The sequence below is a fragment of the Pseudomonas sp. RT4P38 genome (assembly GCF_054897765.1).
Genome location: NZ_CM142703.1, coordinates 3,131,353 through 3,156,693, shown reverse-complemented (window position 1 = coordinate 3,156,693; position 25,341 = coordinate 3,131,353). Strand labels below are relative to the sequence as shown.

Sequence of the window (25,341 nt, the reverse complement as noted above, 5' to 3'; positions counted from 1 at the left end):
GGAGTGCCCTATGCGCCAGCTTGCCCCTTACGCCCTGATCTACCTGTTGGCGATTACCTGCGCCGCCGGAGTGGCGACCCAGAGCCAGGCCGCCGACGCGCCGTTGCAGGTGAAAATTGGCTACCTGGGCTATCGCCCCGACCCGGGCCCGTTGCTGTCGAACGTCATTCCCGAGCCCGTCGATGCCGGGCTGCGTGGCGCCGAACTGGCGATCACTGACAGCAACAGCACTGGGCGTTTCCTCAACCAGAGCTACAACCTGGTCAGCGCCAACGTCGACAATCCCGATGCCCTGGTCGAAGCGGCCAAGGCTCAGCATGAACAAGGTCTGCGCCTGTTTGTCGTCAACGCACCGGCCGCCAGCCTGCGCCGGCTCAGCGCCGTGCTGCCCGACAGCTTGCTGTTCAACGCCGGCAGCCCCGACGACAGCCTGCGCACCACCGACTGCCTGCCGAACGTGCTGCACAGCCTGCCGAGTCGGGCGATGCTCGCCGATGCGCTGGCGCAGTTTCTGGTGGTGCGCAAATGGCAACGGGCGCTGCTGATCGTCGGCCCGACCCCGGACGATCAAGCCTATGCCGCCGCCCTGCGCCGCGCCGCCAAACGCTTCGGCCTGAAACTGGTCGCGGAAAAAACCTGGAGTTTCGACAACGATCAGCGCCGCAGCGCCCAGGCCGACATGCCGCTGTTCACCCAGACCGCCGAGTACGACGTGGTGCTGGTGGCCGATGAGCGCGGCGATTTCGGCGAATACGTGCCCTACCAGACCTGGTACCCACGGCCGGTTGCCGGCACTCAGGGATTGACCCCGGTGGGCTGGCACAAAACAGTGGAAACCTACGGCGCCGCGCAGTTGCAGAAACGCTTCGAAGCCCTGGCCGGGCGCTGGATGAATGACCGCGATTTTGCGGCCTGGATCGCCGTGCGCAGCATCGCCAGTGCGGTGAGCAAGTTGCGTCAGACCGATCCGATGGCGATCCGTACGCTTGAAACCAGCGATCAATTGCCGCTGGACGGTTTCAAGGGTCGCAAGCTCAGTTATCGGCCGTGGAACGGTCAGTTGCGTCAGCCGATCCCCATCGTCCAGCCCCGGGCGTTGGTCAGCACTTCGCCGCAGGACGGTTTCCTGCACCCCTTTAACGAAATGGACAGCCTGGGCTACGACAAGCCCGAGGTCAGCTGCCGCTTTCCCTGATCTCACCTCCACAACAATGACAATAAAAGGAATCCGCCATGCGCCGCACCCTGCTCTCTTGCGCCCTGCTGCTTGCCGCCGGGCACGCCGCGGCCAGCACCGCCTGGGTCTCCAACGAAAAGGACAACAGCCTGAGCCTGATCGACCTGCAGACCCTGCAAGTCACCGACACCCTGCCCGTCGGCCAGCGCCCACGCGGCCTGCTGCTGTCCCACGACAACAAGCTGCTGTACATCTGCGCCAGTGACTCGGACCGGGTCCAGGTGATGGACGTCGCCACGCGCAAAATCATCAAGGAGCTGCCCTCGGGCAAAGACCCTGAGCAGTTCGCCCTGCACCCCAACAATCGCTGGCTGTACGTTTCCAACGAAGACGATGCGCTGGTGACGGTGATCGACACCGAAACCTCCAAGGTGCTGAGCCAGATCAACGTCGGTGTCGAACCCGAAGGCATGGCCGTCAGCCCCGATGGCAAGTGGGCGGTGAACACCAGCGAAACCACCAATATGCTGCACTGGATCGACACCAGCACCCAGACCCTGGCCGACAACACGCTGGTGGATCAGCGGCCGCGCTTCGTCGAGTTCACACCGGATGGCTCGAAGCTCTGGGCCTCGGCGGAAATCGGCGGCACGGTGACGATTCTCGACGTCGCCACCCGCCAGGTCCTCAAGACCCTGACCTTCCAGATCAAGGGCGTGCACCCGGATAAGGTTCAACCGGTGGGCATCAAACTCAGCGCCGACGGCAAGTACGGTTTCGTCGCGCTCGGCCCGGCCAATCATGTGGCGGTGATCGACGCCAAGACCTTCGAGATTCTTGATTATCTGTTGGTCGGGCGACGGGTCTGGCAGATGTCGTTCACCCCGGATCAACGGCAATTGCTGGCCACCAACGGTGTCAGCGGCGACGTGTCGGTGATTGATGTCGACAGCCTCAAGGTCACCCAATCGATCAAGGTCGGGCGCTATCCGTGGGGCGTGGTGGTGACCCCATGAACGCACTGGAAGTTAGCGACCTGAGCTTCGCCTATGGCGCGCGCGAGGCGTTGCGTCAGGTGAGTTTCAGCCTCGCACCCGGGCGTTTCGCGGCGCTGCTCGGGCCGAACGGCGCGGGGAAATCGACGCTGATTGCCCTACTCACTCGGCTATACGACTTGCAGCGTGGCGACATCCGCGTCGGCGGCTGTTCGTTGCGCAACGCGGCGCGTCCGGCGCTCAAGCAACTGGGTGTGGTTTTTCAGCAAAGCACGTTGGACCTGGACCTCAGCGTCGAACAGAACCTGCGTTATCACGCCGCACTGCATGGCCTGTCCCGGCGCCAGACCGGCCTTCGGGTCGACGCCGAACTGGCCCGTCAGTCCCTGACTGAACGCCGTCGCGAGCGGGTCCGCGAACTCAATGGCGGCCACCGTCGTCGGGTGGAAATCGCCCGTGCCCTGTTGCATGAGCCGCGCCTGCTGCTGCTCGACGAGGCCAGCGCCGGCCTCGACCCGGCCAGCCGGCTGGCACTCAATCAACACATCCGCAGCCTGTGCCGCGAGCAGAACATCAGCGTGCTCTGGACCACCCATTTGCTGGATGAGGTGCAGCCCAGCGACGATTTGCTGATTCTCCATCAAGGCCGGCTGGTGGCCAGCGGGCAGGCGGATGCCTTGAGCCAGGAGCATGGCGGCGACCTCGGGTCAGCCTTCACCCGCCTGACGACATCAGGAGTCGCCCAATGAATGCCTACTGGCAATGTTTCAGCGGCATCGTGCTGCGTGAATGGCTGCGTTTTGTGTTGCAGCGCACGCGGTTTCTCAGCGCTTTAGTCCGGCCGTTGCTTTGGTTGCTGGTGTTCGCCGCCGGTTTTCGCGCCGCTCTCGGGATCGCGATCATCGAGCCCTACGACACCTACATTCCCTACGAGGTCTACATCATTCCCGGGCTGGCTTGCATGATCCTGCTGTTCAACGGCATGCAAGGTTCGCTGTCGATGGTCTACGACCGGGAAATGGGCAGCATGCGCGTGCTGCTGACCAGCCCCCTGCCCCGGACTTTCCTGCTGTGCAGCAAACTGTTGTCCACCTCGCTGATCTCGCTGTTGCAGGTCTATGCCTTTCTGGCGATTGCCTGGGTGTATGGCGTGCAACCACCGGCCATGGGCTTGTTGATTGCGCTGCCGGCATTGTTGCTGGTGGCGTTGATGCTCAGCGCGTTGGGTTTGTTGCTGTCCAACGCGATCCGTCAGCTGGAGAACTTTGCCGGGGTGATGAATTTCGTGATCTTCCCGCTGTTTTTCCTGTCGTCGGCGCTGTATCCGCTGTGGAAGATGCGCGAATCCAGCGAGTGGTTGTACGGGTTGTGCGCGTTGAACCCGTTCACCCATGCGGTGGAACTGGTGCGGTTTGCCTTGTATGAACGCTTCAATCCGTTGGCATTGGCGGTGTGTGTGGGGCTGACGCTGATATTCGCGCTGCTCGCCGTGTTCACCTTCAACCCGCAACACGCCGCCCTGCGCAAAACCAACTAACAACACACCCCCCCTGTGGGAGCGAGCTTGCTCGCGATAGCGGTGTATCAGTCGGCATCAATATTGGATGTGATGCCCTCATCGCGAGCAAGCTCGCTCCCACAGGGGATTTGTGTTGATCAGGGTGAAATTACTACTTTAGTACTGCTTTACCTGTCTATCGTCGCATTCCCAACGCACCGAGACTGGCATGTAATGGGTTCATAACTATAAGGATTGAACCCCATGCCGCGTGCCCGACGTCGTCTGCTGCGCCCTTCCCTCGCTGCGCTATCGCTGAGCCTGTTGCTGGGCGTCGCGCAGGCCGAAACACCGCTGTTCTCAGCCGCCGGCTATCGCATCGGTCTTTACCGCAGCCCGACCCCGAATCAAGTCCAGGACGCCGGCATCATTGATACCGCGGCCCTGCAAACCCTGCTGACCCAGACGCCCCGTCCGGTGCTGATCGACGTCTACCGCCGTCAGTGGTTGCAAGGGCGTTTCATCGAGGACCAGCCCCACGAAAACCTGCCCGGCAGCCATTGGCTGGCCAATACCGGCGACGGAGACCTGACGCCCGACTGGCAGGACTATTTTGCGCGTAAGCTGATCACATTGACCGATGGCGATCTCGCGCAACCGCTGGTCTTCTATTGCCGCTCCGATTGCTGGCTGAGCTGGAACGCCGTGAAACGCGCCGCCGCCATGGGGTATAAGACGCTGTACTGGTATCGCGACGGCCTGGACGCCTGGCAGGCAGCCAACCTGCCCGTGACGCCGGCCCAGCCCGAGCCCTTTCCCTGATCTTTACGCGTGCGCGCTGTTGCCACACCCTAATCAAAATAATGAGGTGAAAGGCTATGTACAAAATTCTGATTGCCGACGATCACCCGCTGTTTCGCGAAGCCATTCATAACGTCATCAGCGATGGTTTTCCGGGCAGCGAGGTGATGGAAACCGCCGACCTGGACAGCGCTCTGGTGCTGACGCAGGAACACGACGACCTGGACCTGATCCTGCTCGACCTGAACATGCCCGGCATGCACGGCCTCAATGGCCTGATCAACCTGCGCAACGAGGCGCCGACCATTCCGGTGGTGATCGTCTCGGCCGAACAGGACAAACAAGTCGTGCTGCAAGCCATCACTTACGGCGCGGTGGGTTTCATCACCAAATCCTCGCCACGGGTGCAGATGACCGAGGCCATCCAGCAGATCCTCAACGGCAATGTCTACTTGCCGCCGGACATCATCCGCACGCAAAAATGCGGTACAAGGCGCATGAACGATGCCCCGAGCTTCCCACCTGAATTGCTCCAGGCCTTGACCCGCAAGCAGTTGCTGGTGCTCGAACGCATGACCAAGGGCGAGTCGAACAAACAGATCGCCTACACCCTGGAAATCGCCGAAACCACGGTTAAGGCGCATGTCTCGGCAATCCTGCGCAAACTCAATGTGCACAACCGGGTGCAGGCGATCCTCAGTGCCGGCGATATTGATTTCGGATCGTATTTACGGCGTTGAGACCGAGTCGCCTTCATCGCGAGCAAGCTCGCTCCCACATTGGATCTGAGTGAACTCGGTCAAATGTGGGAGCGAGCTTGCTCGCGATAGGGCCGGTGAACACACCAGAAGCCTCAAGGCCTGCCGAGCAGATGACTCATCGCCGTCTTGAGTTTCATCGGCCGCACCGGTTTGTGCATCAGGGTGTGGCCCAGTTCGCGGATCTGCTGCTTGAGTTCATTGCTGTAGTTGGCAGTAATCATCATCGCCGGAATCGCCGAGCCGCGACGGGCGTTGATTCGGGCCACGGCATCGACGCCGTTCTGATCGTCATTCAGGTGGTAGTCGGCGATCAGCAAGTCGGCTTCTTCGTGATAGTTGTCCACTTGCCGCGCCAGGTCCTCCTCGGACAGCGCCGTGACCACCAGACACCCCCACCCTTCGAGCAACGTGCGCATGCCGGCGCAAATGGCCGCGTCGTTATCCAGCACCCACACCCGCGCCCCACGCAGACGTTCAAGCATCGGCTCACTCATCAGCAGACTCGGCAGCGCCTTGGGTGCCGTAGCACTCAAAGGTACTTCGACGGAAAACATTGAGCCCTTGCCCGGCCACGAACGCACGTGAATGCGGTGACCGAGAATCCCGGCAATCTTTTCCACGATCGCCAGGCCCAGACCTAACCCGCGATCCTGATCCGGACGCTGCACGTCACCGCGCTTGAACTCCTGAAAAATCTCTTCCAGACGGTTTTCGGCGATGCCCATGCCGCTGTCCCAGACCTCGATCGACAGGCGCTGGTGATGACGCCGGCAACCGAACACCACACGACCGCTGTAGGTGTAGCGAATGGCGTTGCTCAACAGATTTCGCAGGATCCGCGCCAGCAACTGAATGTCGCTGCGCACCAGAGCGGAACACGGGATGAAATGCAGCTCCAGGCCTTCACTGCGGGCCACCTGGGTGTACTCGGCCGCGAGGTTTTCCAGCAATTCGCTCAGGGCAAACGGCGCAATGTCGGCCTTGATCACCCCGGCATCCAGTTTGGAGATATCCACCAGGGTGCCCAGCAAGTTTTCCACGTCTTCCAGGGAGTTGCTGACGTTACGCACCAAAATCGCATTGGCCACCGGTTCGCGTCGTTCCAGCAAAGCGCTGGTAAACAGCCGCGCGGCGTTCAGCGGTTGCAGTAAGTCGTGACTGACGGCGGCGAGAAACTTGGTCTTCGACAGGTTGGCCTGCTCGGCCTCGAGTTTGGCTTCACGCAGGCGAGACTCCGCTCGCCGACGCTCGTCGATCTCGCGCAGCAATTGGTCGTTGAGCGTCGTCAGTTCCGCCGTCCGCTCGCGCACCCGCAACTCAAGATTCTGATAGGCCTGGTGCAGCGCCTCGGCGGTGCGGCGGCGCTCGGTGATGTCGCGGATCAATACGAAAATCCCCACCACTTCCCCGGTGGCCAGGCGATTGGGCACATAGGAGCGCAGCATGTAGCGCTCCTGGTTGTTGATGTTGGTTTCGGCGAACTCGAACGTCACGCTCTCACCGGCCAGGGCCCGGGCCACGTAAGCTTCCAGGCGCTGGTAATGCTGTTCGCTGTGGACTTCGCGCAGGCTCTGCCCGAGCATCACGCCCCGAGGCCAGCAGTACCATTCTTCATACACCTTGTTGGTGAACTCGTAGACCAGATCGGCATTCAGATAGGCAATCAGCGCCGGCACGTGGTCGGTGATCAGGCGAATCCAGCGCTCACTTTCGCTCAGCGCTTCGGCGTGTTGGTAGCGCTCGGTGATGTCGGTGAAGGTGTTGACGAAACCGCCGGTGGGCAACGGATGGGTGCGGATTTCCAGCACCCGGCCATCGTAGAGGCGCTGCTCGCATTCCTGCACGTGCCGCCCGTTTAGATCGCGACTGGCCGGCGTCAGCAAGTGCAACTCGCTGTCGGCGATCACCTCGGCGAACGGACGATGGGCCGCCACCGGCGCCAGGCCGCTCAGCTCGAGGAAACGTCGGTTCCACAGTTCCAGAATGCCCTCGGCGTTGACCATGGCCACCCCTTGGGAAAGATTGTCGACCGCCCGTTGCAACAGATGCGATTTCTGCGCCACCGCCTGCTCGCGGCGCACGGTTTCGCTGAGTTTGACGTCGGTAATGTCGGTGAACAGGATCACCCGTCCGCCCTCTTGGGTCGGTCGTTCGCTGACTTGCAACCAGCGACCGTCCTGCAAGCGATAAAGCAGATTTTCGTCGGCATGCCCGCGCGGTTCTTCGGTGAACAGCCCGGTGGCGGACATCAGCCGCTTGACCTCGGCCAGACGCATGCCGGCGTTGATCCGCACCCGGCTGTTGCCCCAGAACGCCTTGAAACGGCTGTTGAACAGCACGATCCGCTGGTCCGCATCGAACAGCACGAACGCATCGGAAATGCTCTCGATCGCATCGATCAAATGCTGATGCGCGGTTTCCGCCCGCAGGCGTGCCTCGCTGAGTAAGTGATTGCCCGACTTGAGTTCAGCCATGGCCTGGTTCAAGGCGTCGGTGCGCTCACGTACCTGCTCGGCCAGCACCACCGAATGCTGGAACGCCGCGTACGGGTCATTGCCGCGAGTGATGCCGGACTCGATCCGCTCGATCAGCGCGCCATTGATGCGTTGCAGTTTGTGGTTGTCGCGCTGCAGGCTGGCGATCTGCGCCTGAAGCTCAACGGTGTCCAGGGGACCGGCCTCGGGCAATGGCAACCCCGGTGAAGGTCTGGTTGATGTGCATGCCATTGAACTGTTCTCCGTAGGTGTTGAAACCCATCACCCGTTGGTCACGCAAAAAAGCCCCTATCTGCTCCAGACTCCCACCGTCTTCCAGTTCCAGACGCCTGAGAAAGCAGTCGCAGCCGATGGTCAGCAGCAGATCGCCGAGGCGCTCCTGCAACCCTTCGAACAGGGTTTGCAGGTTAGGCAGCATCGGGCCGGGCGTCATGACCGTGAGGACGATGCCGTTTTCCACCGCGCAGTAGAAACTCAGGCTCAAGTCCGGATGAACCTGCTGAATCGCCCGCACGTAATACTGATCGTTGATCCGCACGGCCAAAGGGTGCGCGGCGAAGATCCGGTGATCGAGCTCCGCCACCGGCACACCGATGTGCCGGGCGTACTCCTCGGCGGCCGGCTCGGCATTGAGTTCAAACACCCGGCGCGAGGCGCTGTCGGCGCCGGTGACCACCAGTTTTTCCGCCCTCGGCAAGATGTGGTGAGTGGTGAACACCTCGAAATCCAGCCAGGTGTTGACCAGCACCACCACCGCCGCGCCGCTGTGGAACTCGCCATTAAAATAGACGTGGGTGTGGGTCAGGTAATTGTCGTCGCCGGCCGAACCGCCGAAATGCGGAATGTCGCCCAACGCCGCGCTCAGGGCGGCAAGGACCATTTCTTCACGGCTGGACAAACCATCGAGGAGGGTCAGCGCAAAGCTGTTGCCCTTGATCGGTGCCTGGGTGTTGCTGCGACAGCCGCTGACCAGTCGCTCGACCATTTGCTGGGCGTCGATCAGGCTGAAGCGCTCCATCTCGGAGATCAGTTCGGCGTCGATAGAAAAATGCCGATGGTCAAAGCCCACCGCGGTCACGCAGTTGCGACCGTAGCCCAACGGCGTGATTTCCCCGGCGCTGGTGCAACCCACCAGGCGAATGCCACCGAAGCTTTGTTGCAAGGCCTGGCCCAGCGCCTGCAAGTCGTACTCGGCGGAACAGAAGAACAGCACAAATCCCAGATGCGGGTGCAACAACTGCCGCGCCAACGCCTGGGCAACCTCCTGGGCATCGGTGGCCTGGGACATTGCACTGACAACACCTTCGTTCTGGACCTGCTGCATCGTCGCCTCCCGCAGGTGCGCATGTATGAGGCACGAGTGTACGAAGCCTGCGAGCTGCTACGTATGCTACTTGGGTAGCGGGTAGCCGCTTCGATGGGATGAGAGCGGTGGCGACCCTCGCCGCGATGCGCGCAGCCGGAGCCACCACCAAAGGGTTACCAGGTCAGCACCGCCCCCACCGCAAAGGTGTCGGTGTCTTCGTTCTGGTCGCTGGTGTCGTGGCCGTTGATTGCGAACTGGTTGTACTCGGCCACCAGCTTGAGGTTGTCGTTGACGTCATGGAACAGCGCAATGCCACGCGTCTCGTAGTCCGCGCCGCTGCCGACCACGCCATTGCCGTCGTCGTTGGTCTTGCCGTAAGACAAGGCCAGTCGGTTCTTGCCGAGTTTGTAGGAACCCTGCAGCAGATAACCGTCACTGTCGACGTTGCGCAAGGTTGGTTCGCCGGCGTTGTTGGTGAAGAACGGATTGATGCCCTTGGCCTGGAAGCCGGAGCCGGTAAGAGACAGCCCACCCATCTTCGCTTGCACACCGTAGCCGACGCCTTTGGAGGTGACGGACTGGACAGTGGCATCGGTATTATCGGAAGTCTGGTAGCTGCCGTTGACCCAGCTGTAAATCTTCGCCCCGGCAACGTCGAACTGATAGGTGATCTCGCTCTCGGTGCGCGGGTTCTCCTGATAGGCCTTGCCCAATGGACTGCTGTCGTTGGTGTCCACCGGGTCCATGATCCCCACTGCCACCCGCAAGCCCTCCATCACCGGCGTGCGATAGGTAATCTGCGACGTAGGGAACGGGTACGGATAACCCGTGCCGATGTTGCCGAACGACACCCCGCCACCGTCCACCAGCCCCAGGGAATCGCTGACTTGGCCGTAACCGGCGAGCATTTCATCCAGCAGGATGTTGGAACGGGCGAACAGGCCGAAGTCCTTGCCGATCAGCACTTCGCCCCACTCCGGGTTGGCCACCGTACCGTAGAACTGCCGCACGTCGATGGCGGTGTCGGTACCGTTGGTTTCGCTGTCATTGATAGTCACCCAGAAGGAAGACCGGGCGCCGAGCTTGAGGTCATCGACCTGCTTGCTCATGTTGAAACCCAGGTAGTTGGGCAAAAAACCCATTTTGACCCGCGCCTGTTTACGGTCGAATTGGTCGCCGGCACGATCCACATCGCTGTTCACATAGAAGGCGTTGATGTAGCCGTCGGTGGAAAACGTGGTCTGGTCCTTGTCGTACAGCATGATCTCGGCTTCGGCCATTGAGCTCAAACCGAGGGTCGACAGGCTGGCGATGAAGGCAGGCAAGAAACGATGCTGGATGTTCTTATTGTTGTGCATGACGCGCTCCGCAGCGGGGGACTGGATGTCGGAGGCGATTATCGAAAGCTGACCGGCGGCGTCATACGCTGCCTTGGAGGCGGTTTTGAAGTGCTTTGGAGTGGCAGGTGATGCGCGGCAAGTTCGGTGTAAGACCGCGCGTCGGCAGGCCCGGAACTTAGGGTGTACGCCTGTGGACCGGACTGGCGTCCACAGGAACCGGTACTCGCTAGCCACCCGCTCTAAACAGCATGTAAGCGGCGACTACGACACAGGTGCTGGCGAAGCCGATCTGCAACCCCCGGGCCGGTACTCGCGCGCAAAGCCTGCGGCCAATGATCATGCCAACGATGCTCGCGACGATAAATGCCACGCCCACACCGTCGATTCGCACCCCGGCCTGAAACGCGCCGATCACGCTGATAGCGGAAATAAGGCTGATCACCATCAAGGAGGTAGCGACGATTCCACGCATCTGCACATCGGTCAGCTGCTTGAAGGCCGGGACGATCAAAAAGCCGCCGCCCACCCCGAGCAGTCCGGAGACAACCCCGGTCACCGCGCCCAGTGCCGCGAGGGTCGCGGTGCATTTGGCGGTCCAGGAAAAGCGCCCGGTCTGCTGATCGAGCATGCAGTTCTTCTGGCCCCAGTTGGCGTGCCCGTGGTCGCTTGGACCTTCGTCCTGGCGCTCACGACGCAACATCCGCCAGGCCACCATGACCATCAGCAGGCTGAAGAGGATCATCAGGATTTTTTCCGGCAACTGATGGGCGAAGTAGATGCCGACCGGCGAAAAAACCGCCCCCAGCAAAGCGATCAGCATCGCCGCGCGATAGCGCACCAGACCATGGCGCAAACCATCGATGGCCCCGACAGCCGCTGCACTGCCCACCGCAAACAGTGCGACCGGCGCGGCCTGGGTCATGGTCAAACCCAACCCCAGCACCAGGGCCGGCACCGCAAGAATGCCGCCGCCAGCGCCCGTCAACCCCAAGACCAGCCCCATCACCACCCCAAAAAAACTTGCCAACAACATAAAACGCTCGTGATCCGCGGAATAAAGCCGGGAACGCCCGGTATCGATGACAGACAGGATAGAGCCCGCACAGCTTTTTTCCTTCTTTGAATTGACTGGGGGCTGGTCAGCGCAGGGAAAATGAAACTACCCTCATGGCTTATCCAGTAAGAAACGGCCACCATGCCCGCCTTGATTGAAGCTTTTTTAGACCCTGCCTCGTCGACCTACAGTTACGTGATCTACGAAGCCGATGGCGGGCACTGCGCGATCGTCGACCCGGTGCGCGATTACGACCCGGCCGCTGGGCGAACCGCCAACGTCCAGGCCGACAAGATCATCGCCTTCGTTCGCCAACATCAGCTGCACGTGCAATGGCTGCTCGAAACCCACGCCCATGCCGATCACCTGTCCGCCGCACCGTATCTGCGTCGGGAACTGGGGGGGAAGATTGCTATTGGTCAGTCGATCAGCAAGGTTCAGGGCGTGTTCAAGACCCTGTTCAACCTTGAGCCGGAATTTCGCAGTGACGGTTCGCAATTCGACCATCTGTTCGCGCCGGATGAATCGTTCATGATTGGCAACCTCAAGGCCACGGCCCTGCATGTTCCCGGGCACACGCCAGCGGACATGGCCTATCTGATCGACAGCGATGTGATCCTGGTGGGCGATACATTGTTCATGCCGGACGTGGGCACTGCTCGTTGTGATTTTCCCGGCGGCAACGCCAACCAGATGTTCGCCTCGATTCGCAAACTGCTGGCCTTCCCTGCCAGCGTGCAACTCTATGTCTGCCACGATTACCCGCCCGAGGGTCGCGAACCTCAGTGCATGAGCACGGTGGGCGAGCAGCGTAAAAGCAACATTCACATTCATGACGGTATCGACGAAGCCGCGTTCGTCGCCATGCGCACCCAGCGCGATGCGGGGTTGGGCATGCCGACGCTGTTGCTGCCCGCGATTCAGGTGAATGTGCGGGCGGGGAATTTGCCGCCGGCGGAAGACAATGGCGTGACCTACCTGAAAATCCCCATTAACAAGCTGTAAACGCAAAACCTGTGGGAGCGAGCTTGGTCCGGGCGGCGTTCCGACGATGGGCCGGGCCAGTCGACATAGATGTTGCCTGACACACCGTCATCGTCGGAACGCCGCCCGGACCAAGCTCGCTCCCACAGGGGTTTCGCTTAGTTGTTGAGGGTTAACCCATTCGCCGGCAACGGCAACGCGGTCTTATAGCGCACCTGCTTGAGCGCAAAGCTCGAGCGGATGTTCGCAACCCCGGGCACCTTGGTCAAAAAATCCATCATGAAGCGCTCAAGCGACTGAATGGTCGGCACCAGCACCCGGATCAAATAGTCCGGGTCGCCGGCCATCAAATAGCACTCCATCACTTCCGGGCGATCCGAGATCGCCTCTTCAAAATGCTGCAGCGCTTCCTCCACCTGTTTCTCCAGGCTCACATGAATGAACACATTCACGTGCAGCCCCAACAGGTCGGCATCCAACAGCGTCACTTGCTCGCGAATCAACCCCAATTCTTCCATCGCCTTGACCCGGTTGAAGCACGGCGTCGGCGACAGATTGACCGAGCGTGCAAGGTCGGCGTTGGTGATGCGCGCGTTCTCCTGAAGGCTGTTCAAAATGCCGATATCGGTACGGTCCAGTTTGCGCATGAGACAAAACCACCTGTTTTTTATGTTTATGCAGATTTTTTATCCTCAAATGATCCGAAGCGCAACGAAACAGAGAGAAATATTCTTCTTGGCCGGGACTATGATTGTTGTAGGACAAGATTTCTTCCACAGAAGAATGACAGTCAGCTCACTACAAGAAATTCACAAGATCGAGCGTAGAAGCCATGAACCAAGCGTACGAACCGCTGCGTCTGCACGTTCCCGAACCTTCGGGCCGCCCCGGCTGCAAAACCGACTTCTCCTACCTGCGTCTCACCGACGCCGGTACGGTGCGCAAACCCCCAACCGACGTTGAACCGGCCGACACCGCTGATCTGGCCAAGGGCCTGATTCGCGTGCTCGATGACGAGGGCAATGCCCTCGGTCCATGGGCTGAAGGCGTACCGGCCGAGATCCTGCGTAAAGGCATGCGCGCCATGCTCAAGACGCGGATCTATGACAACCGCATGGTGGTCGCCCAGCGCCAGAAAAAAATGTCGTTCTACATGCAGAGCCTTGGCGAAGAAGCCATCGGCAGCGGCCAGGCCCTGGCACTGAACGTCGATGACATGTGCTTCCCGACGTACCGCCAGCAAAGCATTCTGATGGCGCGAGACGTGCCGCTGGTGGACCTGATTTGCCAACTGCTGTCCAACGAGCGTGATCCGCTCAAGGGACGTCAGCTGCCGATCATGTATTCGGTCAAAGACTACGGTTTCTTCACCATTTCCGGCAACCTCGCCACCCAATTCGTACAAGGCGTGGGCTGGGGCATGGCCTCGGCGATCAAGGGCGACACCAAAATCGCCTCGGCCTGGATCGGCGACGGCGCCACCGCTGAATCCGACTTCCACACCGCCCTCACCTTCGCCCACGTTTACCGTGCCCCGGTGATCCTCAATGTGGTCAACAACCAGTGGGCGATCTCCACGTTCCAGGCGATTGCCGGTGGTGAAGCCACCACGTTTGCCGGACGTGGCGTCGGTTGCGGCATTGCCTCCCTGCGGGTCGATGGCAACGATTTCGTCGCGGTCTACGCCGCCTCTGCCTGGGCCGCCGAACGCGCCCGCCGCAACCTCGGCCCGACCATGATCGAATGGGTCACCTACCGCGCCGGTCCGCACTCCACTTCTGATGATCCGTCCAAATACCGTCCTGCCGACGACTGGAGCTACTTCCCGTTGGGCGACCCGATTGCGCGCCTGAAGCAGCACCTGGTGAAAATCGGTCAGTGGTCCGAAGAGGAACACGTCGCCGTCAGCGCCGAGCTGGAAGCCGAAGTGATCGCCGCGCAGAAAGAAGCCGAACAATACGGCACCCTCGCCGGCGGCCAGATTCCGAGCGCCGCGTCCATGTTTGAAGACGTCTACAAAGAGATGCCGGAGCACTTGAAGCGCCAGCGTCAAGAGTTGGGGATCTGACATGAACGATCACAACAACAAAATCGAGTTGGAAACCGCCATGACCACAACCACCATGACCATGATCCAGGCCCTGCGCTCGGCCATGGATGTGATGCTTGAGCGTGACGACAACGTCGTGGTCTTCGGCCAGGACGTCGGTTACTTCGGCGGCGTGTTCCGTTGCACCGAAGGCCTGCAGAACAAGTACGGCACCTCCCGGGTGTTCGATGCGCCGATTTCCGAAAGCGGCATCGTCGGCGTCGCAGTGGGCATGGGCGCTTACGGCCTGCGACCAGTGGCCGAGATCCAGTTCGCCGATTACGTTTACCCGGCGTCGGACCAGATCATTTCCGAAGCCGCTCGCCTGCGTTATCGCTCGGCCGGCGAGTTCACCGCACCGATGACCCTGCGCATGCCTTGCGGCGGCGGCATCTATGGCGGCCAGACCCACAGCCAGAGCATCGAGGCGATGTTCACCCAGGTCTGCGGTTTGCGTACGGTCATGCCATCCAACCCTTACGACGCCAAAGGCTTGTTGATCGCCTCCATCGAAAACGATGACCCGGTGATCTTCCTCGAGCCAAAACGCCTGTACAACGGCCCGTTCGACGGTCACCACGATCGCCCGGTAACCCCGTGGTCGAAACACCCGGCCGCACAAGTGCCGGACGGTTACTACACCGTGCCGCTGGACGTTGCCGCCATCGCGCGTCCCGGCAAGGACGTGACCATCCTGACTTACGGCACCACCGTTTATGTGTCGCAAGTCGCGGCTGAAGAAACCGGGATCGACGCTGAAGTCATCGACCTGCGCAGCCTGTGGCCGCTGGACCTGGAGACCATCGTCAAGTCGGTGAAGAAAACCGGCCGTTGCGTGATCGTTCACGAAGCGACCCGCACGTGCGGTTTCGGCGCCGAACTGGTCGCCCTGGTGCAAGAGCACTGCTTCCACTACCTGGAAGCGCCTATCGAGCGCGTCACCGGTTGGGACACTCCCTACCCGCACGCACAAGAGTGGGCGTATTTCCCTGGTCCGTCCCGAGTGGGCGCGGCTTTGCATCGGGTTATGGAGGTATGAATGGGCACGCACGTTATTAAGATGCCGGACATTGGTGAAGGCATTGCAGAAGTTGAATTGTCGGTATGGCACGTCAAAGTCGGCGACATGGTCGTCGAAGATCAGGTACTGGCTGATGTAATGACTGACAAAGCGATGGTCGACATCCCTTCGCCGGTTCACGGCAAGGTGATCGCGCTGGGCGGTGTGCCGGGCGAAGTCATGGCCGTCGGCAGCATCCTGATCAGCATTGAAGTCGAAGGCGCGGGCAACGTTAAAGAATCCGCTCAACCAGCAGCCGTTAAAGAAGCGCCGGTTGCGGCGCCGAAAGTTGAAGCCGTTGTGGAAAGCAAACCGGTCGCGACTGCAGCGCCGCGAGCTGCCGTTTGCCAAGGTCCGATGGTCGCTCGCGAGGCCGATGAGCGCCCGCTGGCCTCCCCCGCCGTGCGCAAGCATGCGCTGGACCTCGGCATCCAGTTGCGTCTGGTGCGTGGCACCGGCCCTGCCGGGCGGGTGCTGCACGAAGACCTCGACGCTTATCTGGCGCAAGGTCAACAACCGCAATCGACCGTTGCCGCCGCTTACGCCCAGCGTCACGACGAAGAACAAATCCCGGTCATCGGCATGCGTCGCAAGATCGCCCAGCGCATGCAGGACGCCACTCAGCGCGCCGCGCACTTCAGTTATGTCGAAGAAATCGACGTTACCGCCGTGGAAGAACTGCGCGCGCACCTGAACGAAAAACACGGCGCGACCCGTGGCAAGTTGACCTTGCTGCCGTTCCTGGTCCGCGCGCTGGTCGTCGCCTTGCGCGATTTCCCGCAGATCAACGCCCGTTACGACGACGAAGCCCAGGTCATCACCCGCCTCGGCGCGGTGCATGTCGGCGTCGCCACGCAAGCCGATATCGGTTTGATGGTGCCGGTGGTCCGTCACGCTGAAACCCGCAGCCTGTGGGACAGTGCTCAGGAAATTTCTCGCCTCGCTACCGCTGCCCGCAATGGCAAGGCCAGCCGCGATGAATTGTCCGGTTCGACCATCACCCTGACCAGCCTCGGCGCCTTGGGCGGGATCGTCAGCACGCCGGTGCTGAACCTGCCGGAAGTGGCGATCGTCGGCGTCAACAAAATCGTCGAACGCCCGATGGTGGTGAAAGGCCAGATCGTGATCCGCAAGATGATGAACCTCTCCAGCTCCTTCGATCACCGCGTGGTCGATGGCATGGACGCGGCGCAATTCATCCAGGCCATTCGCGGCTTGCTCGAACAACCCGCCACGCTGTTTGTGGAATAAGCATTTGTGGAGCAAGGCATGCAAACTCTGAACACCACGCTGCTGATCATCGGCGGCGGCCCTGGCGGTTATGTGACGGCGATCCGTGCCGGCCAGCTGGGCATTTCGACCATTCTGGTGGAAGGCGAATCACTGGGCGGTACGTGCCTGAACATCGGCTGCATTCCGTCGAAGGCGTTGATTCACGTTGCTGAACAATTCCACCAGACGCAGCACCACAGCCAGCACTCGGCGCTGGGCATCAGCGTGTCGGCGCCGACGCTGGACATCGGCAAAAGCGTCGAGTGGAAGGACGGCATCGTTGATCGCCTGACCACCGGTGTTTCGGCGCTGATGAAGAAGCACAAGATCCAGGTCATAAAAGGCTGGGCGAAAGTCATCGACGGCAAGACCGTCGACGTCGGCGACACGCGCATTCAGTGCGAGCACCTGGTGCTGGCCACCGGGTCGAAAAGTGTGAACCTGCCGATGCTGCCGATTGGCGGTCCGATCATCTCCTCCACTGAAGCGCTAGCGCCGACGTCCGTGCCGAAACGGTTGGTCGTGGTCGGTGGTGGTTACATCGGTCTGGAGTTGGGGATTGCCTATCGCAAGCTCGGCGCCGAGGTCAGCGTGGTCGAGGCTCAGGATCGTATCCTGCCGGCCTACGACGCTGAACTGACGCAGCCGGTGCATGACGAACTGAAAAAAATTGGTGTGAAGCTTTACTTGAAGCACAGCGTCCAAGGCTTTGATTCTGCTGGTAATACGATGCAAGTACTTGAGCCAAATGGCGACACCCTGAACCTGGAAACCGATCAGGTGCTGGTGGCCGTCGGTCGCAAACCGAACACTCAGGGCTGGAACCTCGAAGCGCTGAACCTGGACATGAACGGCTCGGCGATCAAGATCGACAACCGCTGCCAGACCAGCATGCGCAACGTGTATGCCATCGGCGACCTGAGCGGCGAACCGATGCTCGCCCACCGGGCCATGGCTCAGGGCGAAATGGTTGCAGAACTGATCAGCGGTAAATCCCGCGAGTTCAACCCAACTGCGATTGCCGCCGTGTGCTTTACCGACCCGGAACTGGTGGTGGTCGGCAAGACCCCGGACGACGTCAAGGCTGCTGGACTGGACTGCATCGTGTCGAGTTTCCCGTTCGCGGCCAATGGCCGGGCGATGACCCTGGAGTCCAAAAGTGGCTTCGTGCGGGTTGTGGCGCGGCGTGACAATCATGTGATTGTCGGCTGGCAGGCAGTCGGTGTGGGCGTGTCGGAATTGTCGACCGCGTTCGGTCAGAGCCTGGAAATGGGCGCCCGGCTGGAAGACATTGCCGGCACGATCCACGCGCATCCGACGCTGGGTGAGGCGGTGCAGGAAGCAGCGTTGCGTGCCCTCGGCCACGCGTTGCACCTCTAACTCAGGGGATTGATGGGGTCAGTGATGGCCTCATCGCGAGCAAGCTCGCTCCCACAGGGGATTTGTGGTGTTTGTAGATTTCAAGGCAGACCGGGATCAAGTGTGGGAGCGAGCTTGCTCGCGAATTCTCAAGGGCAACACGATATATCTGTCTGTCATCCGATAGTCCGGGCTGCGAAATGGGCCCGGAATGAAGTATTGTTGTCCCCATCCAGAAAAACGTCAGAAGCCTTGAACCGTTTCGGCGGTTGTTAAGTGATAGAGGGTGTCATGGGTAACGAAAGCATCAATTGGGACAAGTTGGGTTTTGACTACATCAAGACAGACAAGCGCTATCTGTCGCACTGGCGTAATGGCGAGTGGGACAAAGGCACCCTGACCGAAGACAATGTGCTGCACATCAGCGAAGGTTCCACTGCCCTTCACTATGGCCAGCAATGCTTCGAAGGCCTGAAGGCCTATCGTTGCAAGGACGGTTCGATCAATCTGTTCCGCCCGGATCAGAACGCCGCACGCATGCAACGCAGCTGCGCGCGCCTGCTGATGCCGTTCGTGGAAACCGAGCAGTTCATCGAAGCCTGTAAAGAAGTAGTCCGCGCCAACGAGCGTTTCATCCCGCCTTATGGCACCGGCGGCGCGCTGTACCTGCGTCCGTTCGTGATCGGCGTGGGTGACAACATCGGCGTGCGTACCGCCCCCGAGTTCATCTTCTCGATCTTCTGCATCCCGGTCGGCGCCTACTTCAAGGGCGGCCTGACCCCGCACAAGTTCCTGATCTCCAGCTACGACCGCGCCGCTCCACAAGGCACCGGTGCAGCCAAGGTCGGTGGTAACTACGCGGCCAGCCTGATGCCAGGCTCCCAGGCCAAGAAAGCCCACTTCGCCGACTGCATTTACCTGGACCCGATGACCCACACGAAAATCGAAGAAGTCGGTTCGGCCAACTTCTTCGGGATCACCCACGACAACAAGTTCGTCACCCCGAACTCGCCGTCGGTACTGCCGGGTATTACCCGTCTGTCGTTGATCGAGCTGGCAAAATCGCGTCTGGGCCTGGAAGTGGTCGAAGGCGACGTGTTCATCGACAAGCTGTCCGACTTCAAGGAAGCCGGCGCTTGCGGTACTGCCGCGGTGATCACACCGATCGGCGGCATCAGCTACAACGACAAACTGCACGTGTTCCACAGCGAAACCGAAGTCGGCCCGGTCACCCAGAAGCTCTACAAAGAGCTGACTGGTGTACAGACCGGCGACGTCGAAGCGCCAGCGGGTTGGATCGTCAAGGTTTGATCTGACATCCGCTGCATCGAAGCCCTCCATCGCATTGGCGATGGGGGGCTTTTTTCATGAGCCTTGGCCACGTTCGCCTTCTCCCAGCGCAATGCGCTTGCCACCCCGGCCCTTGATGCCGCTGGCCTGACCGTCCTGTTGCTTGCCGGTCCGAGCCTGAGTGATCAACCCCGGAATCAGCACGCCTTCAGGCAGGTTTTTCCAGAACCGCGCCGGCAAATGCCCCTGCATGACTTTCGGGTTCAACCGCGCCGGATTGAAGATGTGGCTGTAGTAGGTCAACCACATGTCGCCGTGCGGGTCGTCGACGTTTTGCGCCAGCTGCTGCCATTCAACCGGGCATTGCCGTTGGTGAATCAACTGCTCGCCATCGTAGTACACCCCGTCCCGAGGCGTGGCGATCAGCCAACGGTGACGACCCATTCGGCCGATGAAGTGTTCACTGGCGCTGTTAAGGATGTCATGAGCCGGTTCATACCAGGCAACGTATTGCGGCCCCTCATTTTCAGGCATCGCGACAAATCGGACGAATGCATGTAAATGATGAGATTCACGCTGTATCTGTTTGATTCGTCTCTGCAATTCACTACCGAGTTTGTCACCCGCGAGCATTGCCGTGCGATCGCCGTGACTAACCCGCCACAGCACCTCGTACAACAGACTCCAGCGCTGATCGCCTCGATAACGGGCGGCGCGCTCAAGGGTGTCCAACAGCGCTCTCGGAACTCGTGCCTGATACGGCCCCTGCGTTTCGGGCGGTACATCGTCACTGGCGAACAGGTCTGCCACGCCTTCACTGGCCCAGCTCACCACACTGGGATCGACCTCATGACTGAGCAACCAACGCGCCTGCTGACGCCAGGTGTCGAACAGGTCGTCGCAGTCCAGATTAATCATCCCCACAATCCCATTTGCTGTGGTTGCGGACGGTCGCGCAGTTGCTGGTACAGCAGATGACTGGTGACCTCTGCCTGCTGCGGGTGGTAATCACTGGTGATGAAGAACGGCTTGGCCTTGGCCAGCACACAGCGCATCCGTGCCAGATCTTCATAACGAATGCGTCGCTGCTGACGCAGTTCCACCAGACGCTCGGTGGTTCGTAGGCCGATGCCGGGAATACGGGCGATCAGCGATGCCTCGGCGCGATTGAGATCCAGCGGGAAGACCTCACGATTTTCCAGCGCCCAGGCCAGTTTCGGGTCGATGTCGAGCGCCAGATGTCCCGGCCCCTGGAACAATTCGCCCGCCGTGAAGCCGTAGCTGCGCAGCAAGAAATCAGCTTGGTACAGCCGGTGCTCGCGCATCAGCGGCGGCGCGGCCAGCGGTACGCTCTTCGGGCTGTTGGGGATCGGACTGAACGCGGAGTAATAGACCCGACGCAAACGGAAGTTGCCGTAGAGCGCCTGGGCACTGTGAAGAATGGTGCTGTCGTCGGTGTCATCGGCGCCAACGATCATCTGCGTGCTCTGTCCGGCCGGGGCGAATTTCGGCGCGCGCGGTTCGTTGAGCACCGTTTGCTCGCCGGTGTAGATCGTCTGCATCGCTTGCTTGATCGAGCCCAGGTGTTTTTCCGGGGCCAGTGTTTGTAGACTTGCGTCGGTGGGTAACTCGATGTTGACGCTCAAGCGATCGGCATAACGCCCCGCTTCCTCGATCAGCGCAGGGTCGGCTTCGGGAATGGTCTTGAGGTGGATGTAACCGCGAAACTCATGGTCTTCGCGCAACAGCTTCGCCACGCGAATCAACTGCTCCATGGTGTAATCCGCCGACCGAATGATCCCGGAGCTGAGAAACAGCCCGCTGACGCAGTTGCGCCGGTAGAAATCCATGGTCAGCGTCACCACTTCTTCCGGCGTGAAGCGGGCGCGGGGCACGTCGCTGGAGCGTCGATTAACGCAGTATTGACAGTCGTAGAGACAGAAGTTGGTCAGCAGAATCTTCAGCAACGAAACGCAACGTCCGTCCGGTGTGTAGCTGTGGCAGATGCCCATGCCATCGGTCGAACCCAACCCGCTCTTGCCCTCGGAGCTACGCTTCGGCGCGCCGCTGCTGGCGCATGAGGCGTCGTACTTGGCGGCGTCGGCGAGAATGCTGAGCTTGTCGATGAGTTCCATGGGGCACGCCTATACTGTGTGGATATACAGTACAGATTCAACGCTCCCTGTTCAAGTCGCCATCGAACCCTTGGTCGGGTCACAGCACTCGAGTCGCCTCCTGAGCAATCCGCGCAAACAACCATTGCACAAACACCTGTGTCTGCGCCGTCACCTCCGGTGCAACCCCGTAGTAATAACGCGGCAGCGGCATGCGCAACTCGGGCAACGGGCAGATCAGGCGTCCGCTCGAGAGGTGGGTGCCCAGCAAAGAGGTTGGGCACAAGGCAATGCCCTGTCCATCCACGGCGGCCTCAAGTACCCGGTGCATGTGATCAAACTGCCGGGTGACCTGAGTGGATGATTGGGTTTGACCAAAGTGCATGACCCAATTGTGCCAGTCTTCGCGACGCGCCTTGGCGGTCAATAACGTGTGCCGGCTCAGGGACGTGAGGTCTTCAAGGGCCTGGCGCTCGATCAACGAGGGTGCCGCGACCAGTAACAGTTCGTCTTCGAAGAGGGCTCGCGCCTCAATCGCCGGCGCCCAGTCGTCACGACCACGGCGAATGACGATGTCGAACCCGTCGCGCGCATGATCGGGTGCCTGGGTTTGGGTGATCACCTGCGGATTGATGTCCGGGTGCTGCGCAATGAAATCCGCCAGCCTGGGCGTCAGCCAAAGCATGGCAAAGGACGGACGGACATTGATCTTCACGGTCGGCAGCGAGGTATGTTGCTTGAGCGCAGCGGCGGCGTTGGCAATCTGCGACAACCCGGCACTGACTTGCTCATAAAAGCGCTGGCCGACCGGGGTCAGCACCGATTGACGGATGCGCCGCTCGAACAGCAGCACGCCCAGGTGTTCCTCAAGCAATTTGATGTGCCGACTGACGGCACTGTGACTGACATGCAGCTCTTCGGCCGCCAGGCTGAAACTCTGATGACGAGCAGCAACGGCGAAGGCGCGGACAGCATTAAGCGGGGGAAGTTGATTCATCATGCGTCTAATTTAGTCACATATGCGGCGCAATTAAAGCGTTTGTCATGCCCTCCTCGTCACGCCAATCTGCCCGCGTGCAGCCAACGCCACCTGACGGAGCAAGACATGAACAGCTACGGACTCTTTCTACTTTTCGCCACCCTGACTATTTTGAGCCCGGGACCTGGCGTGGTCCTGACCCTATCCAACGCTGTGCGTCACGGCTGGACGGGCGCAGTGCCGGGAATTCTGGGGATCGCGTCGGGGGCGTTTGTCGTCGCCGCCATCAGCGCCACCAGTGTCGGCCTGATACTCAGCACCTCCGCCAACGCCTTCACCGCGTTGAAATACGCAGGGGCCGTCTATTTGTTGTACCTGGGTTACAAGAGCTGGCGCTCGGATCGTTTCAACACGCTGCTTGAAACGCGCCCCTCAAGCCCGGGCTACCGCTTCCTTGAAGCCGCTTCGATCCAGTTTTTGAACCCCAAGGCTGTGTTTTTCTTTCTGGCGGTGTTCCCGCAATTCATCGACACCTCGGCGCACTTCTCCACCCAGTTCTTCAAGTTGGTGGCCTCCTACGGCGTACTGGTGATTCTGGTGCATGGCAGCTATGCCTTGCTCGCCAATGCTGCCAAAGGCTGGTTATCGAGCCCGAAGGGTTCCTGGCTGGCGGCGAAAGTCTCGGGCGTGACCTTCGCCGGTTTCGGCGTGCTGATGGCCTCGGCCAGTCGCTAAGGTGCAGCACTGGAGATCGCGCGACGCCTGGTCTGGGTGGACGTGGGCTGTGCTGTCGATACGTGAATCGGCAGTTCAACGGCGAACCGGCTGCTGAGTTCCTTGCGCCCCGTCGCCGTCAACGCCAGCGCGCGGCTGTCCAGGTCCTGCGTCACCCATTTGCGCTTGATCGCCGTTTGCAACAACGCCACCCCCAACGAGCCGCCCAGATGCGGCCGGCGCATGCTCCAGTCCAGGCATGGGCAGGCGAAGCGGCGACGCAGCGTGCTCAAGTCCTTGACCTCGATACCCAATCCTTCGAACAACGCCTCACCGCTGTCGCTTAGTTGATAGACATGTTCATCGGTTTCCAGCAACCACCCCGCTTCGATCATCCGGTCATGCAGCAGCACTGCCAACGTGCCGGCCATGTGGTCGTAGCAGGTGCGGGCAAATTGCAGGCGATCCGGGGTACGCGGGTTGAAGGTCGGCGCGGCGTTCTGGCCGATCACCATCAACGCTTCCAGCGCCTGGGCGACGCGCTTGTCCGCCAGGCTGTAATAGCGATGGCGGCCCTGAACATGCAAACGCACCAGCGCCAGTTCCTTGAGTTTGGCCAGGTGCGCGCTGGCCGTGGAGGCGCTGACTTCGGCAATCGCCGCCAACTCGGTGCTGGTACGGGCGTGGCCGTCCATCAGCGAACAGAGGATTTTCGTCCGGGCCGGTTCAGCGATGGCCGCGGCCACCTGAGAAACGCCGATATCGTGCTGTTCTACGTTCATATTTCGCTCCCGGACGAATCAAGACCCTTTCGGACTGGAGATAGTAGCAACACTTCTCCAACCACGAACAAGGCTGCGCCCCATGGACCCGATCATCGCTGCGACTCATGCCGATCCTTATCCCTATTACGCGCAACTGCGCGCGCAGGGCGGGCTGGTTTTTCACCAAGGACTGAACGTGTGGGTGGCGGGTAGCGCACGAGCCGTTGCGGCCGTGCTGGCGCATCCAGACTGTCATGTCCGGCCGTACCACGAGCCGGTGCCCAAGGCGATTGTTGGCGGCATGGCTGGACGGGTATTTGGTCAGTTGATGCGGATGAATGAGGGCGAACGGCAGCGTTGCCCGAGGTCGGCGATTCAACCAGGGTTGGCGTTGATTGATGTTGATGAAGTCAATTCGCTGGTTGGCGCTCGCCTGCTCACTCCGGCCGCCGATGGGTTGTACAACGCGATGTTCCGCGGACCGGTTTGCGTGGTGGCTGCATTGCTCGGGTTTTCCCCTGCTCAGGGCCGCGCCATTTGCGAGCTGACCGCCGACTTCGTGGCCTGTTTATCGCCCCTCAGCGATCAGGTGCAATTGGACGCTGCACAGGCCGCCGCCGAACAATTGAGCGGCTATTTCGTTGAGCTGCTGGATGACCCGAGCCATCAGAGCGCCCTGCTCGCCGGGATCCGCCAGCGCTTCGCGGCGACAACTGACGATTCTCAAACGTTGATCGCCAACCTGATCGGCCTGTTTTCCCAGACCCATGAAGCCACCGCCGGGCTGATCGGCAATGCGCTGTTGGCGTTGATTCGAAATCCGTCGTTGCGCAGCCAATCGACATGCGTTGACGACTTGATTGCTGAAGTTCAGCGCTTTGATCCGTCGGTGCAGAACACTCGCCGGTTTGTCGCTGCGCCTTGTGAAATCGACGGGGTAAACTTGAATACTGGCGACGTGATTCTGGTGCTGCTGGCTTCGGCTAATCGTGATCCGCAGTTCAATGACCATCCAGACGTATTTCTTCTGGATCGTCCAGACCGGCGCAGTTTCACTTTCGGTGCGGGGCGGCATCAATGTCCGGGGCAGATTCTGGCCCTGAGCATTGCCTGCGCTGCATTGAAGGAAATTCTAGCGATGAAGCCTGCTTTGGATCGCCTGACCTGGCACTACAGGCCTACGCTGAACGGGAGGATTCCGCTCTTTAGCGATTGGCCGTAGACCGTGTCATCTGATCGTTCCCACGCGCGGGAACGATCATCACCACCCCGAAATAAATTAAGAGGCT

General features: G+C 60.6%; 23 protein-coding genes. 14 read left to right on the top strand and 9 right to left on the bottom strand.

The features are described from left to right. Window positions 1-10 precede the first annotated feature (10 nt). The 6 genes from ACYZT7_RS14725 to ACYZT7_RS14700 all read left to right on the top strand — a co-directional run bounded on the left by ACYZT7_RS14725 (window position 11) and on the right by ACYZT7_RS14700 (window position 5,211). Window positions 11-1,195, top strand: a complete 1,185-nt coding sequence (locus ACYZT7_RS14725; protein ID WP_462041588.1) for an ABC transporter substrate-binding protein — start codon at window positions 11-13, stop codon at window positions 1,193-1,195. Between the two features lie 38 nt (window positions 1,196-1,233). Next, window positions 1,234-2,193, top strand: coding sequence for a YVTN family beta-propeller repeat protein (locus ACYZT7_RS14720; protein WP_462041587.1), 960 nt, complete (start codon window positions 1,234-1,236; stop codon window positions 2,191-2,193). Beyond that, on the top strand, window positions 2,190-2,921 hold the full coding sequence (locus ACYZT7_RS14715; protein WP_462041586.1) for an ABC transporter ATP-binding protein: 732 nt from the start codon (window positions 2,190-2,192) through the stop codon (window positions 2,919-2,921). Before ACYZT7_RS14720 ends, ACYZT7_RS14715 begins: the two co-directional genes overlap by 4 nt. Beyond that, window positions 2,918-3,709: an ABC transporter permease gene (locus ACYZT7_RS14710; RefSeq protein WP_462041585.1), complete on the top strand. Its 792-nt coding sequence runs from the start codon at window positions 2,918-2,920 to the stop codon at window positions 3,707-3,709. The genes ACYZT7_RS14715 and ACYZT7_RS14710 overlap by 4 nt, the downstream gene beginning before the upstream one ends. A gap of 225 nt (window positions 3,710-3,934) precedes the next feature. Continuing rightward, the gene (locus ACYZT7_RS14705) at window positions 3,935-4,492 is read left to right on the top strand and encodes a PQQ-dependent catabolism-associated CXXCW motif protein (RefSeq protein WP_462041584.1); all 558 of its coding nucleotides are present in this window, start codon (window positions 3,935-3,937) and stop codon (window positions 4,490-4,492) included. A 56-nt stretch (window positions 4,493-4,548) separates the two neighbouring features. After that, window positions 4,549-5,211, top strand: coding sequence for a response regulator transcription factor (locus ACYZT7_RS14700; protein WP_008149733.1), 663 nt, complete (start codon window positions 4,549-4,551; stop codon window positions 5,209-5,211). Between the two features lie 113 nt (window positions 5,212-5,324). Here ACYZT7_RS14700 and nahK read toward each other — a convergent pair whose 3' ends face one another. From nahK to ACYZT7_RS14680, 4 genes are all read right to left on the bottom strand, one after another. Next, window positions 5,325-7,919, bottom strand: a complete 2,595-nt coding sequence (nahK, locus tag ACYZT7_RS14695; RefSeq protein WP_462041795.1) for a hybrid sensor histidine kinase/response regulator NahK/ErcS' — start codon at window positions 7,917-7,919, stop codon at window positions 5,325-5,327. Beyond that, window positions 7,888-9,051: a nitric oxide-sensing protein NosP gene (gene nosP, locus ACYZT7_RS14690; protein WP_462041583.1), complete on the bottom strand. Its 1,164-nt coding sequence runs from the start codon at window positions 9,049-9,051 to the stop codon at window positions 7,888-7,890. The genes nahK and nosP overlap by 32 nt, the downstream gene beginning before the upstream one ends. A 155-nt stretch (window positions 9,052-9,206) precedes the next feature. After that, window positions 9,207-10,391, bottom strand: a complete 1,185-nt coding sequence (locus ACYZT7_RS14685; RefSeq protein ID WP_462041582.1) for a porin — start codon at window positions 10,389-10,391, stop codon at window positions 9,207-9,209. A gap of 208 nt (window positions 10,392-10,599) precedes the next feature. Beyond that, window positions 10,600-11,406, bottom strand: coding sequence for a sulfite exporter TauE/SafE family protein (locus tag ACYZT7_RS14680; RefSeq protein WP_462041581.1), 807 nt, complete (start codon window positions 11,404-11,406; stop codon window positions 10,600-10,602). A 162-nt stretch (window positions 11,407-11,568) separates the two neighbouring features. Between ACYZT7_RS14680 and ACYZT7_RS14675 the strand changes: the two genes are divergently transcribed. Further along, window positions 11,569-12,432, top strand: a complete 864-nt coding sequence (locus ACYZT7_RS14675) for an MBL fold metallo-hydrolase (RefSeq protein WP_462041580.1) — start codon at window positions 11,569-11,571, stop codon at window positions 12,430-12,432. Window positions 12,433-12,569: 137 nt separating this feature from the next. Here ACYZT7_RS14675 and bkdR read toward each other — a convergent pair whose 3' ends face one another. After that, entirely contained in the window at window positions 12,570-13,058 is a 489-nt protein-coding gene (gene bkdR / locus ACYZT7_RS14670) for a Bkd operon transcriptional regulator BkdR (RefSeq protein WP_008005367.1), read from the bottom strand. A gap of 185 nt (window positions 13,059-13,243) precedes the next feature. On the opposite strand from bkdR, the gene ACYZT7_RS14665 reads away from it, so the two are divergent. From ACYZT7_RS14665 to ACYZT7_RS14645, 5 genes are all read left to right on the top strand, one after another. Then, window positions 13,244-14,479, top strand: coding sequence for a thiamine pyrophosphate-dependent enzyme (locus tag ACYZT7_RS14665; protein ID WP_462041579.1), 1,236 nt, complete (start codon window positions 13,244-13,246; stop codon window positions 14,477-14,479). Between the two features lies 1 nt (window position 14,480). After that, entirely contained in the window at window positions 14,481-15,539 is a 1,059-nt protein-coding gene (locus ACYZT7_RS14660) for an alpha-ketoacid dehydrogenase subunit beta (RefSeq protein WP_048394689.1), read from the top strand. Beyond that, window positions 15,540-16,811, top strand: coding sequence for a dihydrolipoamide acetyltransferase family protein (locus ACYZT7_RS14655; protein ID WP_462041578.1), 1,272 nt, complete (start codon window positions 15,540-15,542; stop codon window positions 16,809-16,811). Window positions 16,812-16,829: 18 nt separating this feature from the next. After that, complete coding sequence (lpdA, locus tag ACYZT7_RS14650) at window positions 16,830-18,212, top strand: dihydrolipoyl dehydrogenase (protein WP_462041577.1); 1,383 nt, start codon at window positions 16,830-16,832, stop codon at window positions 18,210-18,212. Window positions 18,213-18,482: 270 nt separating this feature from the next. Continuing rightward, on the top strand, window positions 18,483-19,502 hold the full coding sequence (locus tag ACYZT7_RS14645) for a branched-chain amino acid aminotransferase (RefSeq protein WP_462041576.1): 1,020 nt from the start codon (window positions 18,483-18,485) through the stop codon (window positions 19,500-19,502). A gap of 54 nt (window positions 19,503-19,556) precedes the next feature. Here the strand turns inward: ACYZT7_RS14645 and ACYZT7_RS14640 are convergent, their stop codons facing one another. The 3 genes from ACYZT7_RS14640 to ACYZT7_RS14630 form a co-directional block, all read right to left on the bottom strand. Beyond that, on the bottom strand, window positions 19,557-20,399 hold the full coding sequence (locus tag ACYZT7_RS14640; protein WP_462041575.1) for a TIGR03915 family putative DNA repair protein: 843 nt from the start codon (window positions 20,397-20,399) through the stop codon (window positions 19,557-19,559). Further along, complete coding sequence (locus tag ACYZT7_RS14635; RefSeq protein ID WP_461970790.1) at window positions 20,396-21,616, bottom strand: putative DNA modification/repair radical SAM protein; 1,221 nt, start codon at window positions 21,614-21,616, stop codon at window positions 20,396-20,398. The genes ACYZT7_RS14640 and ACYZT7_RS14635 overlap by 4 nt, the downstream gene beginning before the upstream one ends. Window positions 21,617-21,695: 79 nt before the next feature. After that, on the bottom strand, window positions 21,696-22,595 hold the full coding sequence (locus ACYZT7_RS14630) for a LysR substrate-binding domain-containing protein (protein WP_462041574.1): 900 nt from the start codon (window positions 22,593-22,595) through the stop codon (window positions 21,696-21,698). Between the two features lie 105 nt (window positions 22,596-22,700). Between ACYZT7_RS14630 and ACYZT7_RS14625 the strand changes: the two genes are divergently transcribed. Continuing rightward, on the top strand, window positions 22,701-23,309 hold the full coding sequence (locus ACYZT7_RS14625; RefSeq protein ID WP_449646271.1) for a LysE family translocator: 609 nt from the start codon (window positions 22,701-22,703) through the stop codon (window positions 23,307-23,309). Here the strand turns inward: ACYZT7_RS14625 and ACYZT7_RS14620 are convergent. Continuing rightward, window positions 23,306-24,070: an ArsR/SmtB family transcription factor gene (locus ACYZT7_RS14620; protein ID WP_462041573.1), complete on the bottom strand. Its 765-nt coding sequence runs from the start codon at window positions 24,068-24,070 to the stop codon at window positions 23,306-23,308. The genes ACYZT7_RS14625 and ACYZT7_RS14620 overlap by 4 nt on opposite strands. An 82-nt stretch (window positions 24,071-24,152) precedes the next feature. On the opposite strand from ACYZT7_RS14620, the gene ACYZT7_RS14615 reads away from it, so the two are divergent. Continuing rightward, window positions 24,153-25,274 carry a cytochrome P450 gene (locus ACYZT7_RS14615; RefSeq protein WP_462041572.1) on the top strand — a complete coding sequence of 374 codons (1,122 nt, stop codon included), beginning with the start codon at window positions 24,153-24,155 and terminating at the stop codon, window positions 25,272-25,274. Window positions 25,275-25,341: the final 67 nt, after the last annotated feature.

Excerpts from the sequence above, each read along its gene's own strand:
- ACYZT7_RS14715 (WP_462041586.1), top strand. The coding sequence starts at position 2,190 with ATGAACGCACTGGAAGTTAGCGACCTGAGCTTCGCCTATGGCGCGCGC.
- ACYZT7_RS14615 (WP_462041572.1), top strand. The coding sequence starts at position 24,153 with ATGGACCCGATCATCGCTGCGACTCATGCCGATCCTTATCCCTATTAC.
- lpdA (WP_462041577.1), top strand. The coding sequence starts at position 16,830 with ATGCAAACTCTGAACACCACGCTGCTGATCATCGGCGGCGGCCCTGGC.
- ACYZT7_RS14705 (WP_462041584.1), top strand. The coding sequence starts at position 3,935 with ATGCCGCGTGCCCGACGTCGTCTGCTGCGCCCTTCCCTCGCTGCGCTA.
- ACYZT7_RS14660 (WP_048394689.1), top strand. The coding sequence starts at position 14,481 with ATGAACGATCACAACAACAAAATCGAGTTGGAAACCGCCATGACCACA.
- ACYZT7_RS14680 (WP_462041581.1), bottom strand. The coding sequence starts at position 11,406 with ATGTTGTTGGCAAGTTTTTTTGGGGTGGTGATGGGGCTGGTCTTGGGG.
- ACYZT7_RS14625 (WP_449646271.1), top strand. The coding sequence starts at position 22,701 with ATGAACAGCTACGGACTCTTTCTACTTTTCGCCACCCTGACTATTTTG.
- ACYZT7_RS14620 (WP_462041573.1), bottom strand. The coding sequence starts at position 24,070 with ATGAACGTAGAACAGCACGATATCGGCGTTTCTCAGGTGGCCGCGGCC.
- ACYZT7_RS14720 (WP_462041587.1), top strand. The coding sequence starts at position 1,234 with ATGCGCCGCACCCTGCTCTCTTGCGCCCTGCTGCTTGCCGCCGGGCAC.
- ACYZT7_RS14635 (WP_461970790.1), bottom strand. The coding sequence starts at position 21,616 with ATGGAACTCATCGACAAGCTCAGCATTCTCGCCGACGCCGCCAAGTAC.
- ACYZT7_RS14640 (WP_462041575.1), bottom strand. The coding sequence starts at position 20,399 with ATGATTAATCTGGACTGCGACGACCTGTTCGACACCTGGCGTCAGCAG.
- bkdR (WP_008005367.1), bottom strand. The coding sequence starts at position 13,058 with ATGCGCAAACTGGACCGTACCGATATCGGCATTTTGAACAGCCTTCAG.
- ACYZT7_RS14655 (WP_462041578.1), top strand. The coding sequence starts at position 15,540 with ATGGGCACGCACGTTATTAAGATGCCGGACATTGGTGAAGGCATTGCA.
- ACYZT7_RS14685 (WP_462041582.1), bottom strand. The coding sequence starts at position 10,391 with ATGCACAACAATAAGAACATCCAGCATCGTTTCTTGCCTGCCTTCATC.
- ACYZT7_RS14645 (WP_462041576.1), top strand. The coding sequence starts at position 18,483 with ATGGGTAACGAAAGCATCAATTGGGACAAGTTGGGTTTTGACTACATC.
- ACYZT7_RS14675 (WP_462041580.1), top strand. The coding sequence starts at position 11,569 with ATGCCCGCCTTGATTGAAGCTTTTTTAGACCCTGCCTCGTCGACCTAC.
- ACYZT7_RS14700 (WP_008149733.1), top strand. The coding sequence starts at position 4,549 with ATGTACAAAATTCTGATTGCCGACGATCACCCGCTGTTTCGCGAAGCC.
- ACYZT7_RS14710 (WP_462041585.1), top strand. The coding sequence starts at position 2,918 with ATGAATGCCTACTGGCAATGTTTCAGCGGCATCGTGCTGCGTGAATGG.
- ACYZT7_RS14630 (WP_462041574.1), bottom strand. The coding sequence starts at position 22,595 with ATGATGAATCAACTTCCCCCGCTTAATGCTGTCCGCGCCTTCGCCGTT.
- ACYZT7_RS14725 (WP_462041588.1), top strand. The coding sequence starts at position 11 with ATGCGCCAGCTTGCCCCTTACGCCCTGATCTACCTGTTGGCGATTACC.
- nosP (WP_462041583.1), bottom strand. The coding sequence starts at position 9,051 with ATGCAGCAGGTCCAGAACGAAGGTGTTGTCAGTGCAATGTCCCAGGCC.
- ACYZT7_RS14665 (WP_462041579.1), top strand. The coding sequence starts at position 13,244 with ATGAACCAAGCGTACGAACCGCTGCGTCTGCACGTTCCCGAACCTTCG.